At 73.0% G+C, this 17,314-nt stretch carries 11 protein-coding genes and 1 pseudogene; 3 read left to right on the top strand and 9 right to left on the bottom strand.

All coding sequences use genetic code 11. The features are described 5' to 3' along the window. Positions 1–38: 38 nt before the first annotated feature. From AB0J86_RS26495 to AB0J86_RS26475, 5 genes are read right to left on the bottom strand one after another with little or no spacing between them, the layout of a single operon-like run. Positions 39–1,913 carry a discoidin domain-containing protein gene (locus AB0J86_RS26495; protein ID WP_363860307.1) on the bottom strand — a complete coding sequence of 625 codons (1,875 nt, stop codon included), beginning with the start codon at positions 1,911–1,913 and terminating at the stop codon, positions 39–41. A 33-nt stretch (positions 1,914–1,946) separates the two neighbouring features. Further along, positions 1,947–2,933 (bottom strand): substrate-binding domain-containing protein, encoded by a 987-nt coding sequence (locus tag AB0J86_RS26490; RefSeq protein WP_363860306.1) that lies wholly within the window; start codon positions 2,931–2,933, stop codon positions 1,947–1,949. 32 nt (positions 2,934–2,965) lie between these two features. Then, a complete protein-coding gene (locus tag AB0J86_RS26485) occupies positions 2,966–3,979 on the bottom strand; it encodes an ABC transporter permease (RefSeq protein ID WP_363860305.1) in 1,014 nt (337 codons plus the stop codon). Continuing rightward, positions 3,964–5,583, bottom strand: coding sequence for a sugar ABC transporter ATP-binding protein (locus AB0J86_RS26480; protein WP_363860304.1), 1,620 nt, complete (start codon positions 5,581–5,583; stop codon positions 3,964–3,966). The genes AB0J86_RS26485 and AB0J86_RS26480 overlap by 16 nt, the downstream gene beginning before the upstream one ends. Then, a complete protein-coding gene (locus AB0J86_RS26475) occupies positions 5,580–6,995 on the bottom strand; it encodes an aldehyde dehydrogenase family protein (RefSeq protein WP_363860303.1) in 1,416 nt (471 codons plus the stop codon). Before AB0J86_RS26475 ends, AB0J86_RS26480 begins: the two co-directional genes overlap by 4 nt. A gap of 447 nt (positions 6,996–7,442) precedes the next feature. On the opposite strand from AB0J86_RS26475, the gene AB0J86_RS26470 reads away from it, so the two are divergent. Both AB0J86_RS26470 and AB0J86_RS26465 read left to right on the top strand, forming a co-directional pair. Continuing rightward, a complete protein-coding gene (locus AB0J86_RS26470; protein WP_363860302.1) occupies positions 7,443–10,262 on the top strand; it encodes a carbohydrate-binding protein in 2,820 nt (939 codons plus the stop codon). 179 nt (positions 10,263–10,441) lie between these two features. Next, positions 10,442–11,209, top strand: coding sequence for a YoaK family protein (locus AB0J86_RS26465; RefSeq protein ID WP_363860301.1), 768 nt, complete (start codon positions 10,442–10,444; stop codon positions 11,207–11,209). 196 nt (positions 11,210–11,405) lie between these two features. Here the strand turns inward: AB0J86_RS26465 and AB0J86_RS26460 are convergent. Next, a pseudogene (locus AB0J86_RS26460) lies at positions 11,406–11,507 on the bottom strand (hypothetical protein); the annotation flags it as partial. Between the two features lie 278 nt (positions 11,508–11,785). Further along, the gene (locus AB0J86_RS26455; RefSeq protein WP_363860330.1) at positions 11,786–13,444 is read right to left on the bottom strand and encodes a ThuA domain-containing protein; all 1,659 of its coding nucleotides are present in this window, start codon (positions 13,442–13,444) and stop codon (positions 11,786–11,788) included. A gap of 440 nt (positions 13,445–13,884) precedes the next feature. On the opposite strand from AB0J86_RS26455, the gene AB0J86_RS26450 reads away from it, so the two are divergent. Beyond that, entirely contained in the window at positions 13,885–14,298 is a 414-nt protein-coding gene (locus AB0J86_RS26450) for a DUF5709 domain-containing protein (protein ID WP_363860300.1), read from the top strand. Between the two features lie 16 nt (positions 14,299–14,314). Here AB0J86_RS26450 and AB0J86_RS26445 read toward each other — a convergent pair whose 3' ends face one another. Both AB0J86_RS26445 and AB0J86_RS26440 read right to left on the bottom strand, forming a co-directional pair. Beyond that, the gene (locus AB0J86_RS26445) at positions 14,315–15,415 is read right to left on the bottom strand and encodes a nitronate monooxygenase (protein ID WP_363860298.1); all 1,101 of its coding nucleotides are present in this window, start codon (positions 15,413–15,415) and stop codon (positions 14,315–14,317) included. 101 nt (positions 15,416–15,516) lie between these two features. Next, complete coding sequence (locus AB0J86_RS26440; protein WP_363860297.1) at positions 15,517–17,223, bottom strand: acyltransferase family protein; 1,707 nt, start codon at positions 17,221–17,223, stop codon at positions 15,517–15,519. Positions 17,224–17,314: the final 91 nt, after the last annotated feature.

Here is a 17,314-nt window from a genome sequence, read left to right as displayed (position 1 = left end):
CCGGTGGGGCAGCCCGCCAGGCCCCGGGGAGAACCCGGTCAGCTGGCATAGACCTCCAGCTCGAAGATGCGGGCGGCCCGGTCGCTGTCGCTGGTCGGGGTGAGTACGTTCACCCGGACGTACCGGGCGTTGACCGGTGTCACCGGGTGCGTGGTGACGTCGGCGGTGTTCCCTCGTACCGTCGCCACGGTGCTCCAGGCGCTGCCGTTCTCGCTCACCTGGATGTCGAAGTCGCGCGTGTTCCAGCTCGGTTTCTCGCCGCCGGCGCCGGAGTGGCGCAGCACGAACCGGCCCACCTGGTTGCTGGACTGCAGGTCGACCTGGAGCCACCTGCTGGCCCCCAGCGAGCACCACTTGTCCGACACGCCCTGGGTCCAGCTGCCGTTGACCGCCTTGGCGGGCGCCTCGCTCGCGGCGCACTGGCTGTCCGCGCTGGCCGGACGGTTCAGCGCGAGGTTGGTGCCGCTCTGGGTCTGCGGGGTGTAGAGCCGGATGTCGGTCAGGCTGGCGCTGCCCTCGTACACGTTGGTGTAGAGGTCGCCGATGACGAAGTAGTCCGGGTACGCCGAGCCGGCGGGCCACTGGTCCGGCCAGGTGGTGCTGCCGTGGTAGTCGTTCTGCACCAGGTTGCCGTTGAAGCGGCCGTCGTACTCGCCGGGCTGGGTGTTGTAGTGCCAGATCGGGGCGTTGCCGACGACGAACGGCCGGTGGAAGCGGATGGTCTTCCGGCCGACCCGGGCGAAGTTCCCGCTCGCCTCCAGCACGTAGCCGGTGGCGTCACGCTCGATGGCGAAGGTGTAGAACTCGTTCGGCATCAGCTCCGGTTGCAGCTCCGCCGCCGAGGAGAGCTGCTGCTCGGCGACGCCGCCCGAGCAGGTGGTCATGAACCACTGCGAGTTGCCGGCCAGCCCGCCCCGGCCGGGGGTCCAGTTCGGCATCCCGCTGATCCACATGTTGACCGTGTTGAAGCTGCTGTCCCGGTAGTTGTAGTACTGCCCGGTGTTGGAGTCGCAGACCCGCCCGCCGGTGCCGCTGCCGACCCGGTCCGGATGCTGGGAGAACGAGTCCATCAGCACCTTGCGCCGGTAGTGCCAGAAGTGGTTGTTGCGCGGGGCCGGGTCGGCGAAGTCCACGATGGAGAGGAAGTGGAAGCCGTTGTAGCCGTACGGGCCGGCGCGCACGTCCTGCCACTCGCAGTACGGTACCGAGGCGTCGCCCGACCAGCCCGGGCTGTCCGAACCCTCGCCCCACGGGTGCTGCGTCTTGCAGCCCTGCGTGCCGTAGCCGTTGACGCGGCCGCCGTACTCGATGCTGCCGTTGCGCTTGCCGCCGAAGTCGAGCGTCTTCAGCTTGTACTCGATCCGGTAGCGGTCGGGCAGCTTGTTGGTGGGGCGGAAGATGGCCCCGCCGGTGTGGTCCGGCACGTTCAGCCTGGCGACGTACTCGCCGCCGAGCGCCTGCCGCGTGATCGACGGCGGGGACTCGATGACGCCGTCGTTGTTCCAGTCCCGCGCCGACAGTGACGCGGTCAGCCAGCCGTCGGTGCCGACCCGGAACTCCTTCCGGTACGTGGAGAAGGAGTTGAAGGCGGTGGTCCAGTCCGGCCCGTAGTCGTTGCGGTACCACTGCCCGTTGTCGTCCATGATCGTGTCGAACGGGCGCTGGTAGGTCTCCCGCACCCAGGCGGCGTCGCCGAGCGGGTTGGCGAAGCTCTCGTTGTAGCGCAGCGTCCAGCCGGGGCGGGTCGGGTCGTCGGCCACCGTGACCGGCGTGCCGGCACGCGTCGGCGGGGCGGCGCCCGCGGCGCCCGTGCCGGCGGCGGTGAGCGAGGCGAGCGCGACGACGCCGGTGGTGGTCGCGGCGAGCGCCGCCCGGAGGCGGCCCCGAGAGCGGTGTCGGGGTACGGGTGGCACCCCGGGAAGGTGACGAGACATGGCAGGCCCCTCTCAGAAGTCGCCGTTGGGGTCGAAGTACTGGGCGGCGTTCTCCTTGGTGACCCGTGGGGAGTCCACCACCGTGTCCTTCTCGACCGTGGCGCCGTTCAGGATCTCCACCGTCCGGTCCAGCCCGCGGCTGCCGATGATGTCGGCGTCGTTCAGGCCGGTGACCAGGTAGTTCGTGCCGTCGAGGATGGCCTTGAGGGCCTCGTTCTGGCCGTCCACGCCAGCGATGACGATCTGCTCGGCCTTGCCGGCGTCGGCGATGGCGCGCTGCGCGCCCAGACACATCGCGTCGTTCTCGCAGAAGACCGCCGCGAGGTCCGGGTGGGTGGCGAGCAGGCTCTCCATCACGGTCAGCCCACCGTCGGAGCCCCAGTTGCCGAAGTCGGGCGCCTCGACCAGGGTGATGCCGGGCCGGCCGGTCAGCGCCGCCTTCACCCCGTTGGTACGGGCCAGACCGATGCTGTTGTCGGCGGGACCGCCCTTGATGATGGCGACCTTGCCGCCCTGCGGCAGCCGCCCGGCGAGGAACTCGCCGTTCTGCCGGCCGATGGCCTCGTTGTCCGGGCCGATCCAGCTCGTGTACTCGCCGCTGGCGAACTTGCGGTCGACCAGCACCACCGGCTTGCCGGCGGCCTTGAGCGAGTTCAGTACGGCCGGGGCCGACTCCAGCGGCCCGCCGGAGATGATCACGGCGTCGACGTTCTTGCTGAGCAGGTCCTCGACGTTGGCGGCGAGCTTGGCGGCGTCGCCGTTGGCGTCGGTACTGACGATCTCGACGTTGCCCTTCTTCGCGGCCTGAGCCGCGATCGCCTTGTCCATGCCGGTGAAGTACGGGCCGCTCAGGGTGAAGTTGGCGACGCCGATGGTGTAGGAGCCGTCGCCGGAGCCGCCCCCGCCGCCGGAGGAGCAGGCGGCGAGGACGGTGGCGAGCAACCCGGCGGCCAGCAGCGCGCCGAGGCGGGTGGCGGGACGGGTGCGTGGAACGTTCATCTCGCATCTCCCGGGGTGGTGGGGTGGGGAGGTCAGGACCACCGGGGCCGGTTGCCGCGCTGCACGAGGATGACGGCGACGATGATCAGACCCTTGAGGACCTGCTGCCAGTAGCTCTGCACGCCGTACAGGTTGAGCAGGTTGTTGATCAGGACGAGGACCAGGACGCCGCCGAGGGTCGCCCGCGCCGAGCCGCGCCCGCCGGCCAGGCTGGCCCCGCCGATCACGCAGGCGGCGATCGCGTCCAGTTCGAACGCCACGCCGACGCTCGGCTGGGCGATGCCGACCCGGCTGGCCAGGATCACGCCGGCCAGGCCCGCGCAGGTGCCGCTGATGGTGTACGCGAGCACCACGTGCCGGCGTACGTTGATGCCGGCGAGCCGTACCGTCTCGGCGTTGCCGCCGATCGCGACGATCGCGCGCCCGGCCGGCGTACGGGTGAGGAAGATCCCGCCGAGGACGAAGACGGCGAGCATGATCAGCGTGCTCAGCGGTACCGGCCCGAGCAGCGCGGAGCCGAGCCAGAAGAAGCCCGGCTCCTCGGGCGCGATCGGCACCTCGGAGTAGACGAACGCCAGCCCGCGGATGGTGGTCAGCGCGGCCAACGTGACCACGAACGGCGCCAGCCCGAAACGGGCGACCAGCACCCCGTTGAGCACGCCGAAGACGATCCCGGCCGCGACGCCGACCCCCATCGCCGCCGGGATCGGCAGGTCGGCGACGAGACCGGCGGTGACGATGCCGGAGAAGGCCACCACCGACCCGACCGACAGGTCGATGCCGCCGGTGAGGATGACCACCAGCATGCCGAAGGCGAGCAGCCCGGTGGTGACCATCTGCTTGAGCAGGTTGGTGAGGTTGGTCGGGGTGAAGAACGTGTCCGAGGTGAGCGCGGCCAGCAGCACCAGCGCCAGCACCAGCGCCGCGAAGGCGACCTCGGCGGTACGGTCCCGCCCGCCCACCACCAGCCGGGGCCGGCGGGTGCGGGACGGCTCGGCCGGCGGGGCCGCCGTCTCCGGGGTGTTCCTGGTCAGCTGGTCGGCCATGCCGTCTCCCGCTCCTTCCCGTCCGGGGTGACGCGGGCCGGCTCCGGCGCCGCGCCGCCGCGGGTACCGACCGCGTGCGCCAGGACCTCGTCCTCGGTGGTACGCCCCGACTCCAGCTCGCCGGCGAGCCGCCCCTGGCGCATCACCAGCACCCGGTCGGTCGCGCCGATCACCTCGGTGAGGTCCGAGGAGATGAGCAGCACCGCCAGGCCCTCCCGGGCCAGCTCGTCGACCATCCGGTAGATCTCCACCCGGGTCGCCATGTCCACGCCCCGGGTCGGCTCGTCGAGGATCAGTACGCGGGGCCGGGCGAGCAGCCACTTCGCCAGCACCGCCTTCTGCTGGTTGCCGCCGCTGAGCAGGCCGACCGGCATCGAGGCGCAGTGCGCGGGCCGGATCGCCAGCCGCTCGATCATGCCGTGGACGTCCCGCCGCTGCCGGGCCCGGTCGATCAGCCCGGCGCGGCTGGTCGGGTAGAGGGTCGCGAGCGCGATGTTGTCCCGTACCGTCATCCCGGTGACCAGGCCGGTGCGCTTGCGGTCCTCGGTGACCAGCGCGAGCCCGGCCGCGATGGCCCGCGCCGGACTGCGGAAGCCGCCGGCGCCACCGGCCGCCCGGCGTCCGGCCCCGGGGGAGCGGGCCGCGCCGGCGGGGGAGCCGTCCGTGCCGTCCGCGGCGTGGACCTCGCCGCCGCCGGGCGGGGCGGCGCCGAAGAGGCACCGGGCCAGCTCGCTGCGGCCCGAGCCGACCAGGCCGAACAGGCCGACGATCTCCCCGGCGTGCAGGGTGAACGAGACGTCGGAGAACTCGCCCGGCCGGCTCAGCCCGCGTACGGTCAGCCTCGGCTCGCCCCGGCCGGTGCGGCGGTCCGGGTAGATCTGGGTCAGCCGGCGCCCGGCCATCAGCCGGATCAGCTCGTCCTCGTCGGTGCGCGCCGGCTCGACCGACTGGACCATGCGCCCGTCCTTGAGCACCACGATCGTGGTGGCCAGGTCGAGCACCTCGACCAGCCGGTGCGACACGTAGATCACCAGTACGCCCCGGTCGCGCAGCCGCCGGACCAGCGCGAAGAGGGATTCCAGGTCGCTGCCGGCGAGCACCGCCGACGGCTCGTCGAGGATCAGCACCCGGGGCTCGCCGACCAGCGCCTTGGCGATCTCCACCATCTGCTGCCGGGCGACCGTGAGCCGGCCGGCGGGGGTGCGCGGGTCGATCGCGCCGAAGCCGATGCCGGCCAGCAGCTCGCGGGCCCGCGCGTGCGCCGCCCGCCGGTCGATCAGGCCGCGCCGGCGGGGAAAGTTGCCGAGCAGCAGGTTCTCGGTGACCGACAGCTCCGGTACGAGGCTGAGTTCCTGGTGGACGGTGCGGATGCCGTACGCGTGCGCGTCCTGCGGGGAGCGCAGCTCGACCCGGCGGCCGTCGATGCGCAGCTCGCCCGCGCTCATCGGCTGCGCGCCGGCCAGGATCCGGATCAGCGTGGACTTGCCCGCCCCGTTGGCGCCGACCACGCCGATCACCTCGCCGGCGCGGCCGACCAGGTCCACCCCGTGCAGCACCTCGACCCCGGCGTAGTCCTTGCGGACGCCGCGCAGCTCTAGGCTCACCCGAAGGCCTCCATCACCACGATGGTCTTCTGCCGGGTCAGGTCGAGCACCGTCTCGTGCAGGCCCTCGCGGTAGCCGCCGGTCTCCTTGGTCCCGCCGAAGGGCAGGTTCTCGGCGCGCAGCGCGGTCGAGCCGTTGATGATGACCCCGCCGACGTCGAGCCGGCGGGAGAGGTCCAGCGCCCGGGAGATGTCCCGGGTGAAGACGGCCGCCTGCAGCCCGTACGGGGACTCGTTGGCCATCCGTACCGCGTCGAGCGGGTCGGTGAAGCGGGCCACCGGCGCGACCGGACCGAAGATTTCCTCGGCGAAGGCGGGGCTGCGCACCGGCACGTCGACCAGGACGGTCGGGTCCACGAAGGCGCCCCGCCGGCCGCCCCCGGCGACCAGCCGCGCCCCGTCGGCGACCAGCTGGCCGACCGCGGCCTCGACCCGCCGCGCGGCCGGCTCGGCGATCAGCGGTCCCACGTCGGTGGCCTCCAGCAGCTGGTCGCCGACCGAGAGCTTCGCGGTCTGGGCCAGCAGCGACTCGACGAACGCGTCGTAGACGCCGTCCTGCACGTACACCCGCTTGACCGCGCAGCAGATCTGGCCGTTGCCCCGGGCCAACCGGCCGAGCACCACCGCCCGCGCGGCGGCGTCGACGTCGGCGTCGTCGCAGACGATGAGCGCGTCGTTGCCGCCCAGCTCCAGCAGCACCTTCTTGAGGGTCCGCGCCCCGCGTTCGGCGACCGCCCGGCCGGCGGCGGTGCTGCCGGTCAGGCTGATCGCGGCGATGCCGGGGGAGTCGGCCAGCGCCTGGGAGACCTCGACCCCGCCGGTGACGAGCTGGTGGGCGTGTCGCGGGGCACCGGCGCGCTCCACCAGCTCGGCGACGCGGACCAGGGCGAGGGGGCAGCGCGCGGGGGGCTGCACGACGACGGCGTTGCCGGCCGCGAGCGCGGCGGCGGCCTTGTGCGCGTACAGCTCGACCGGGTAGTTGAACGGCACCAGGGCCGCCACCACGCCGAGCGGCTCGCGTACCGTCACCGCGAGGTGCCGCTCCAGCCCCGGTACGGCGTCCAGCGGGATCTGCCGGCCGAAGATCCGGGTGGCCTCGCCGGCGTACCCCCGGAAGATCCGGATGGCGGCGGCGACCTCGCCGCGGGTCTGTGTCAGCGGCTTGCCGTTCTCGGCCGCCAGCAGCCGCGCCAGCTCCTCCTGTTCGGCCTCGACCAGCGAGGCGATCCGGGACAGCAGCGCGGCGCGCTCGTGCGCGGGCAGGGCCGACATGGCGAGCTGGCCCCGGGCGGCGTCCGCCACGGCGGCGGCCACCCGGGCCGGGTCGAACGCGGGCACCTCGCCGAGCCGCTCCCCGGTACCGGGATTGTGGACCGTGATGGCCGGCGCGGCCGGTGCGGTGTCGACGGTCATGGGCTGCCACTCCTCTTCGTCGCGCCGGCCGGCCGGGAGCGTCGTGGCGGGCCGCGCCGTCGGCGCGCGGGGCCGCCCTCGCCGTCGGTGCGCGGGCTCGCCGGGACCCGGCCGGGCGGGATCGCGGTCGGCCGGGTCTTAACGTTTTGCGCTCCTGCCGGGATGTTGCAGGCTGTCGATGGAGCCTGTCAACCCCGGTCGATGGATCACCCTTCGTGCCGGGCGTCGTACCGGAATGTTTCCTATTGATTACCGTCGTCCTCTGTGGTTAGTTTCTTAGCGCGGTGCGGGAGCCGGAACGGCGTAACCGGTCGCCGCCCCGCGCGCACGGCGCACTCCGGAGCCGGAACTTCGGAAACCGTGCGCCGCACACCCCAACCCACCACGCCATCAAGCGCGGCGGCGCGCGTCTTGCCTGGCTGACCCCCAGCTCAGGAGGGAAGCGCGATGTCGCGACACTCGCGTCGATGGCCGCTGCCCGCGGCCGTCCTGCTCCTACTCGGTGCGACCACGACGGTGCTCGGCACCGGGCCGTCCGCGGCCCAGGCGCACGCGGTGATCAATCCGTCCGACTACCAGCAGGTGACGCTCGCCTACGGCTCGGCCGAGACCGGCGAGGCGATGTCGCTGGCCGTACTGCCGGACCGGTCCGTGCTGCACACCGCGCGGGACGGCACGCTGCGGATCACCGACGCGGCCGGCAACACCAAGGTCTCCGGCACGCTCGACGTCTACACCCACGACGAGGAGGGGCTGCAGGGCGTCGCCGCCGACCCCAACTTCGCCAGCAACCGCTACGTCTACCTGTACTACTCGCCGAAGCTGAACACCCCGGCCGGCGACGCCCCGGTCACCGGTACGGCCGCCGACTGGAACACCTGGAAGGGCGAGCTGTACCTCTCCCGGTTCACCCTCAACACCGACGGCACCCTGAACAAGGCGTCGGAGAAGGTGGTGCTGCGGGTACCGAACGACCGGGGCCAGTGCTGCCACGTCGGCGGCGACATCGACTTCGACGCCGCCGGCAACCTCTACCTCACCACCGGTGACGACACCAACCCGTTCGAGTCCGCGGGCGCCTCGCCGCTGGACGAGCGGACCGACCGCAACCCGCAGTTCGACGCGCAGCGCTCCTCCGGCAACACCAACGACCTGCGCGGCAAACTGCTGCGGATCAAGCCCAACGCGGACGGGACGTACTCCATCCCGAGCGGCAACCTCTTCCCGCCCGGCACCGCGAACACCCGGCCCGAGATCTACGGCATGGGCTTCCGCAACCCGTTCCGGATGAGCGTGGACAAGGCCACCGGCATCGTCTACCTGGGCGACTACGGACCCGACGGCGGCGAGCAGCCCGGCCGCGGGCCCGCCGGGCAGGTCGAGTTCGACCGGATCACCGGCCCCGGCAACTACGGCTGGCCGTACTGCACCGGCACCAACACGCAGGCCGAGACCTACTACGAGTGGAACTTCGCCACCAACAGCACCGGTCCGCAGTACAACTGCGCCGCCCCGGTCAACAACTCGTTCCGCAACACCGGGCTGACCAACCTGCCGCCGGCCAAGCCCTCCTGGATCCGGTACGGCGGCACCGCCGGCTCGCCGCCGGAGTTCGGCTCCGGCTCCGAGTCGCCGATGGGCGGGCCGGTCTACCGGTACGACGCCGCGCTGAACTCGGCGGTCAAGTTCCCGGCCGACCTCAACGGACACTTCTTCGCGGGCGAGTACGGCCGTCGCTGGATCAAGGCGATCGACGTCAACGCCGACGGCAGCCCCGGCGCCATCGCGAACTTCCCCTGGACCGGCACCCAGGTCATGGACCTGGCGTTCGGGCCGGACGGGGCGCTCTACGTGCTGGACTACGGCACCGGCTCGAACAATTCCGGCGTCTACCGGATCGAGTACAAGCCCGGCGCGAAGGCTCCGACCGCGGTCGCCACCGCCAACCGGACCTCCGGAGCGGCGCCGCTGACCGTGCAGTTCTCGTCGGCCGGCAGCTCCGACCCCGAGGGCGGTGCGCTCACCTACTCGTGGAACTTCGGCGACGGCACCAGCTCCACCGCCGCGAACCCCTCGAAGACGTACAACAGCAACGGCAACTACACGGCGACGTTGACGGTACGCGACCCCACCGGGCTGACCGGTACGGCCAGCGTCCCGATCACGGTCGGCAACACGGCCCCGGCGGTCAGCTTCGTCACGCCGCGCTCCGGCGCGCTGTTCAACTTCGGTGACACCGTGCCGTTCCAGGTCACCGTCACCGACCCGGAGGACGGGACGATCGACTGTACGAAGGTGACGGTGACGTACGCGCTCGGCCACGACAGCCACGCGCACTCGATCACCTCGCGGACCGGCTGCTCCGGCTCGATTACGATCCCCGTCGACGGTGAGCACGACGCCACCGCCAACCTCTACGGGGTCTTCGACGCGCAGTACACCGACCGGGGTGGGCTCACCACCCACGCGATCCAGACCCTCCAGCCGCGGCACCGGCAGGCCGAGCACTTCGCCGCGCAGGCCGGCATCCAGATCGCCGAGCACGGTACGGCCGAGGGCGGGCGGACCGCCGGCTTCATCGACAACGGGGACTGGATCTCGTTCCAGCCGTACCACCTCGGCGGCGCGGCGAGCTTCACCGCCCGGGTCGCCTCGGCGGGCCCCGGCGGCACGATCGAGGTACGCGCCGGATCCTCCACCGGCACCCTGCTGGGTCAGGTGGCCGTGCCGAACACCGGTGCCTGGGACACGTACACCAACGTCACGGGCAACCTGAGCAACGTGCCGGCCGACCCGATCACCCTGTTCCTGGTCTTCAAGGGGGTCACCGGCAACGGCAACATCTTCGACCTGGACGCCTTCACCTTCAACGCCGGCTCCGGTTCCGGCGGTACGACGGTCGAGGCCGAGTCGTTCACCTCGAACTCGGGCGTGCAGGCGGCCGCACACGCGGGCGCCAGCGGCGGTAACACGCTCGGCTTCATCGAGAACGGCGACTGGGCCGGGTACGCCTCGACGAACCTCTCGGGCCGTACGCGGTTCAGCGCGCGGATCTCGTCGGCGGGCTCGGGCGGCACCATCCAGATCCGGGCCGGCTCGGCCACCGGGACCCTGCTCGGCTCGGTGGCGGTACCGGTCACCGGCGGCTGGGAGACCTTCCAGACGGTGAACACCACCCTCAGCGGCAGCGGCTCGGGCCCGGTCTTCCTGGTCTTCACCGGCGGCTCGGGCTTCCTGTTCGACGTCGACACCTTCACGCTCAGTTAGGCCGCGTTTCATAAGGCCGGCCAGTCCTTATGAAACGCGGCCTAGCACCGAGCGCTCGGCCGACCGGCGAGTGCTCGGTTGACCAGCGTCGACCCCGCCGGGCCGGACGCCGCCGATAATGATCGGTGGGTCCGGCCCGGTACCGATCGGCGGACCGGCGTGAACGGAGGCGGGTGCGGGTGGCGGGGAACGATCCGGGGCGTACCGGCGCTTCCGCGTCGACCCCGGACCGCGCGCTGCCGGCGGTCGTCGTCGTGCTGTCGCTCGCGGCGGGTGTCACCGACGCAATCAGCCTGCTGCACCTCGGCGGCGTCTTCTCCAGCGTGATCACCGGAAACCTGGTGGTCCTCGGCGTGTCGGCGGCCGGAGTGGAGGTGCCGACGCTGGTCCGGGTGGCGACCGCGGTCGGCCTCTACGGGCTGGGCGTCTTCGCCGGTGCCCGGCTGGCGGCGCTGCGGCGCTTCGCCCCCGCGTCCGGCGGCGCCCCGCCCCGGCACGGCGGTGAGCCCGCGTCCGGCGCTCCCCGCTGGCGCGCGTCGGCGGCGTGCCTGGCGGTCGAGGCGGTGCTGCTCGCCGTGCTCTGGGCGGGGTGGCTGGCGGCCGGCGGCGCGCCGGAGGGAACCGCGCAGGTACCGCTGATCGCCCTCGCCGGCCTGGCCATGGGCGTGCAGAGCGTGGCGGTGCAGGCGCTGGGCCGCTCGGGGCTCTCCACCACGTACCTGACCGGCGCGCTGACCCGGCTGGTCAGCGCGACCGTGGGGCCCGGCCGGCGGCACCGGTTCGACGGTACGCAGGCGCTCGCGCTGGCCGGGGTGGTGCTCGGCGCGGGGCTCGCCGCGCTGCTGGCGCGGCACCTGCACTGGGCCGGTCCGCTGCCGGCGGCGCTGCTCGCCGCGACCGCCGCCGGCATCGCCCTGACGTCCGCGACGCGCCGAAGACCGGGCTGACGTCAGCCCGACCCGACAAATACCGAGAAAGAGTGGCTACCACGCGCGGGATAGCCCCTCTTTCTCGGTATTTGTGTGGATCTCGCGCCCGGGTGGGCGGCCGGCCCCGGGCGTGCCAGGCGTCCGTGCCGGCGATGCCGATCTGCACCGGCGGTGAGTCGGGATTTATCCGGCTGGTCAGCTGGACGGTCGACAGCCACAGCGCCCAGAGCACCAGGAACAGCAGGAAGGTCATCCCGGCCTCGCCGAACCCGAGCCGGCCGCCGTCGCCGAAGTCGCCGACCAGCCGCCTGCTCACCTGGTTGAGCGCGAAGACGAAGACGAGGTCGAAGAAGAGTTCCAGGAAGGTGGCGCGCTGCCAGTTGGCCTCCGCGCGGATGAGCCGCCCGCTGGGCGGGTCGCCGACCGACCCGGAGCCCGATGCGGTCACCGCGTTCCCCTCGTCTCGCTGATCACTGCACTCAACGAGCCAGCGCGGGCGAAGGCGGCGCTCCGCGGGAGCGAGGGCCGGGCACCGGGCGCCGTACCGCCCCGTTCGCGGCGTCGCGGACGGGGGCGGTACGGGGCGGAGGGTGTTCAGCTGCCGAAGACCTCCAGGTTCCACAGCGAGTAGCCCCACTGGGTGGCGCGCTGGGTGCCGTAGACGCGCAGGTACCGGCCGGTGCCGGTGATCGCGACGTCGTCGGTGCCGCCGTCACCGGCGCTGGTGGAGTACCGGGTGGTCCAGGTGGCGTTGTCCGGCGAGGTCTGGATCTGGTACGCCCGGCCGTAGGCGGTCTCCCAGGTGAGGCGTACCCGGTTGAGGGTGTAAGTGGCCCCGAGGTCGACAGTGATCCACTGCGGGTCGGCGTAGAGGCTGCTCCAGCGGGTCGACGCGTTGCCGTCGACCGCGTTGCCCGGCACGTGCTGGCTGCCGGTCTCCACGCCGGAGGCGGTCGCCGGACGACCTCGGGCGAGGTCCCGGGTGGCCACGCCGCCGGCCTTGATCCTGATGTTGCGGTAGTTGATGTCCGCCCCGTCGCCGTCGTTCTGTACGCCGAGGTAGCCGTTCGCGATCGCCCGCGAGCTGGTGTAGTCGTTGATCTTCACGCCGTTGAGGTAGACCTCGACCCGCTGCCCGGTGACCGCGATCTCGTAGCTGTTCCACGAGCCCGGCGGGTTGAGCGCGGCGGCCCGCAGCGCCGCGTCGGGCGCCCGGAAGCTGTAGACGCTGCCGGTGGTACGGGTCGGGTCGGCGTCGGTCGCGTCGATCTGGATCTCGTGGCCCTGGTCGACCGGCCGCCACGGGTCGCCCTGCGGGTCCGGGAAGCCGATGAAGACGCCGCCGTTGTCGTCGCCGGGCATCATCCAGTCGACCTTGAGCGAGTAGTCGCTGAACGTGCGGACCGGGTACCAGAGCAGCCCCATCCCGCCGAACGAGGTCAGCGTGCCGCCGGCCAGCGTGAAGCCGCCCGGTCCGGCCTGCCGCCAGCTGTTCAGGCTGGCCTGCGTGCCGTCGAACAGCGGCGTGTAGCCCGACTCCGGCCGGCAGTCGGCGCCGCGCGCCCCGGCGGCCACCTGGATGCCGCCGAGCAGCATCCGGGTGAAGTTCGGATCGGCGTACGACTCCTCGGTGTGGCCGAGCCCGGTGTACCAGGACCGCCCGCCGCCGTAGTTCTGGCACCAGGTGATCGGGTGGTCGCCCATGCTGCCGCCCGAGTACGACGACTCGTCGAGACTGGCCAGCACCCGCACGTTGGTACGGGGATTGGTGCGGTAGTTGTACCACTCGTCGGTACGGGTCCAGGTCGGCCCGAGGTGCGCCGTGGAGGGGTTGGCCCGGTCCTCGATCCGCAACGTGGCCTGCTGGATGGCCGGGTGCGAGGCGAACCAGGCGCCCACCAGCCCGCCGTACCACGGCCAGCTGTACTCGGTGTCGGCGGCGGCGTGCACCCCGACGTAGCCGCCCCCGGCCGCGATGTACGACTGGAACGCGGCCTGCTGGGCGTCGTTGAGCACGTCGCCGGTGGTCGACAGCCACACCACGGCCTGGTACTGGGCCAGGTTGCCGGTGGTGAAGGCGGCGGCGTCCTCGGTCGCGTCCACGGCGAAGCCGTTGGCGGTGCCGAGCTGCCGAATGGCGGCGATGCCGGTCGGGATCGACGAGTGCCGGAAGCCGGCGGTCTTCGAGAAGACGAGGATCTTGGTGAGCGGTGCGGCCGTGGCGGCGGTCGGCAGCGCGACGGCCGCCGCCATCGCGGTGATCGCGAGGGCCAGGGCGGCCCGGAGGTACGCGCGCACGGAGAACTCCTTTCGCGGGGGACGGGACCGGGCGCGCCGGCACCGGCCGGTGGCGGATGGCTGCCCGGGTGGCGGTGGCGGTGGCGGTGGCGGTGGCGGTGGCGGTGGTGCGGATCGGGGCATGGGGCTCCCTCGGGGACCGGTCAGGAGCGCGCCGCCGCACCATCTGTTCGGCGGGCGTCGATGGAGCGACCCGCCGTTGGGCCGCACTCTGTCACGCCATCAGATCGACGTCAACCGTTGCGCTCCCGGCGCGTCCATCGGGGCTGCTCGATCGCCCGGCACCGCCCGGCCGGCGGTGGATCGGCCGTGCCGGCATACGGCCTAAGCTGCACTGATCGGCTTGATGCCGGGGGGCGCGGTCCGCCGGCCGGGTTCGGTCAGAGGAGACGGAGATGGACAAGCAGGATATGTGGGGCCCGCACGACGAGGGGCAGTTGGCGGCCGGCGACACGCTCGACGATCGCGGCCTCGACGACGCGCTCGACGAGGGCTACTCGCCGCCGGAGAGGTACCGGGGCGTCACGGCCTTCGGGGTCACCGCGGAGGAGGCCCTGCGGGGCGAGACGCTGGACGAGCGGATCCGCCAGGAGGTGCCGGACCAGGCCCTCCCGCGCGACGAGACGCTCAGCGAGTCCGGCGAGTTCTACGCGGCCGACCAGGTCGGTGACCGGCGGGCGGGCCGGCTGATCGCCCCGGACGAGGGCTTCGGCGAGGACACCGAGGCGGACTCGGTCGGCTACGACGTCGGCATCGACGGCGGCGCGGCCTCCGCCGAGGAGGCCGCCATGCACATCGTCGAGCCCTGACCGCCCGGCGGTCGCGTCAGCCGTCGATGCCGAGCAGCGTACGGACGTCCGCGACGAGGCTCGCCAGGTAGTCGGCGGCGGGACGCGCGACGGCCAGCGGCGCCGCCTGCCCGGACCAGAGGTGGATGAGGTCGGGCAGGCCGCGCTCGTTGGCGGTACGGCGGAGGGCCTGGGTGAGCAGGTTCTGCAGCGGGTACCCCGGCACCGGCTCCGGCAAGGCGTCCAGCTCCCGCTGGAGCCGGTTCGGGATGCCCCGGGCGTACCGGCCGGAGAAGGCGCGGGTGAGGACCGTGGCCCGGGCCGCCGGGCCGGCCAGTGCCCGCTTGTGGGCGGGGCTCGCGCCCGACTTCTCGGTGATCAGGAAGCCGGTGCCGATCTGCACCGCGTCGGCGCCCAGGGCCAGGGCGGCGACCACGCCCCGGGCGTCGGCGACGCCGCCGGCCGCGACGACCGGTACCGGCACCGCGTCGGCCACCTGCGGGACCAGCGAGAACGTGCCGACCATCGACTCCTCGGCCGGGCCCAGGAAGGACCCTCGGTGGCCGCCCGCGTCGCTGCCCGAGGCGACCACCGCGTCGACCCCGGCCTCGGCCAGGGCGACCGCCTCGTCGACCGTGGCCGCGTTGCCGAAGGTGACGATGCCCCGGCGGCGTGCCTCGGCCAACACGGCGGGTTCGGGCACCCCCATCGTGAAGCTGATGACCGGCGGTTCCGCCGCGAGCAGCACCTCGATCTGGGCGTGGTAGTCGGGGCGTACCAGGTCCGCCCGGGTCGGCTCGGGGAGCCCGACCTCGGCCAGGTACGGCCGCAGCGGTGCGAGGTGCCGCGCCAGCTCGGCGTCGGAGATCCGCAGGTCCACCTCGCCCGGCTGGGGGAGCCAGAGGTTGACCGCGAACGGCCGGGACGTGGCCGCCCGCAGCTGCGCGACCAGCGGCGCGAGCCGGTCCGGGGCGAGCGCGTGCGCGCCGTACGAGCCGAGGCCGCCGGCGTTGGAGACGGCCGCGGTCAGCTCGACCGTGGAGGGCCCGGCCCCGAACGGTCCCTGCACGACCGGGTACCGCACCCCGAGCAGCTCCTGGAGGCGACCCCGCGTCCAGCTCCGGATCACTGCCTGCATCCCGCGCTCCTCTCGGCGAACCTTCCCGACCGGGGACCGAGCGTAGGCGGGGCGCCGGGCATCGCGGTCCGCCGGGTCTCGATAGCCGTTGGCAATGCTGCCTACGGCGAGCAGTCGAAGCGGGCGTCGGCCCAGATCGCGGAGCTGCGTGCCGGGCCGGTGGTGACCAGGTCGACGGTGCGCGCCGCGGCGATGTCGACGTCGATCTGCTCCGCCTCGCTGGCCCGGGTACGCGCCCCCGAGTCGAAGACCGTCCGCTCGTCGGCGCGTACCGAGAAGGTCACCTCGTCCGCGTCGGCGCCGCCGCCACCGTCGCCGACCTTGATGACCGCGTGGAACTGGTCGCAGCCGGCGGGCGGGTCCACCCGCAGCCGGCTCGGCGCCGCGGTGACCACGGCGCGGGGATAGATCTCGCCGTCGACGGTGACCGTGCCGGGCAGGACGTCGGCGTCGCGCTGCGCCGGCACCGGCTCGGCCGCCCCGTCGAGGACCAGCAGCAGGTCCGAGAGGTAGTGCGTCACCTCGTGCTGCGGCTGCCGGTCCCGACTGAGGGTCGGCGTGAGCGAGACGTTGAAGGCGGTGGTGACCAGGCCGACCGCGAGGGCGGCGACCGTGGTGACCATGAGCCGGTGCCAGCGGTTGCCGGGCGGCCTCGCCGCGGCGGGCCGGGGCGTGGCCGCGGGGGCGGCGGACCGGCGGCCGAGCGGGGGCGGTACGAGCGCGGCGGTGCGGCGGGCGGCGATGTCCTCGACCCACCCGAAGATCGCGACGGCCACGATGGTGAGCAGCCAGACCCCGGCCAGCCGGATGACGATCCCGCCGATCCAGTTCGGGAAGGTCAGCGGGGGCAGCAGCAGGGCGGCGATCATGCCCATCGGCAGGTGCCAGAGGTAGACCGTCACGGCGCGCGCGTTGAGCAGCTCGACGGCCCGGTTCAGCGGGCGGACCCGCTCCAGCCACTCCAGCCGGGGCCGGACCCGCAGCACCGTGGCGACGAAGGCCATCGACCAGAGCGTGTTGCCGCCCGGGATCCGGTTCAGGTCGAAGGTGCCGGTGCGCAGGGCGGCGACCAGCACCCAGGTCGCGCCGGCGACCGCGAGTACCGCGACGCCGATCGCGTACCGGCGGGCCGGGATCCGCCGCAGCAGGCCGTCGTGGTGGGCGAAGCCGAGCAGCCAGCAGGCCAGGTACGAGCTGATGTTGAGCGCCTGCTCGTTGAAGTAGCCGCCGATGGTGACCACGTTGCAGACGAAGGCCACCGGCAGGGCCGCCGCGGCGGCGATGGTCGGCCAGGGCCAGCGCCGGTAGAGGGCGAGCAGGGCCGGGGAGAGCAGGACCAGCCAGAGGTAGGTGACGATGTACCAGAGCACCGAGTTGAACGCCCAGGCCCAGGACTGACTCCCCACCGGGGGCGTCCGGGCCGGGAGGACCCACCAGGCCAGCTCGCCCCAGCCGAGGGAGGCGCCGGGCGCCGGGCCCCAGCCGGTGAGCAGCATCAGCGGGACGGTCACCGCGCCGAAGGCCCAGAGCGGCGGGAGCAGCCGGCGCAGCCGGCGCCCCACGGCCCGGGAGCCGGACCGGTCCAGCGAGTTCGCCATCAACGAGCCGGCCAGCGCGAACATCAACCCCATCGCCGGGAAGAGCACGGTGAGCCAGACCCAGCCGAAGACGTGGTACGTGACGACCCGTACCAGGGCCACCGCCCGCCAGAGGTCGAGGTACCGGTCGCGGTCCCGGATCGGGGCCGGCGGCGGTCCCAGCTCGGTGCCGGGGCGTGCTGCGTCGGTCACGTCTGCTGCCCGGTTCATCGGCGCCTCCTGCTGGCCCGGCACGGTTGCACCCGCGACGGGAACTGCCCCACCCGTGGGAGCCGGGAACCGGATCCCAGCACGGGAGCTG

It is taken from the genome of Micromonospora sp. NPDC049559, from assembly GCF_040676675.1.
Lineage (GTDB): Bacteria > Actinomycetota > Actinomycetes > Mycobacteriales > Micromonosporaceae > JBFAPK01.
Note: the sequence above shows the minus strand (reverse complement) of the source record. Positions and strands in the feature narration are given on the sequence as shown.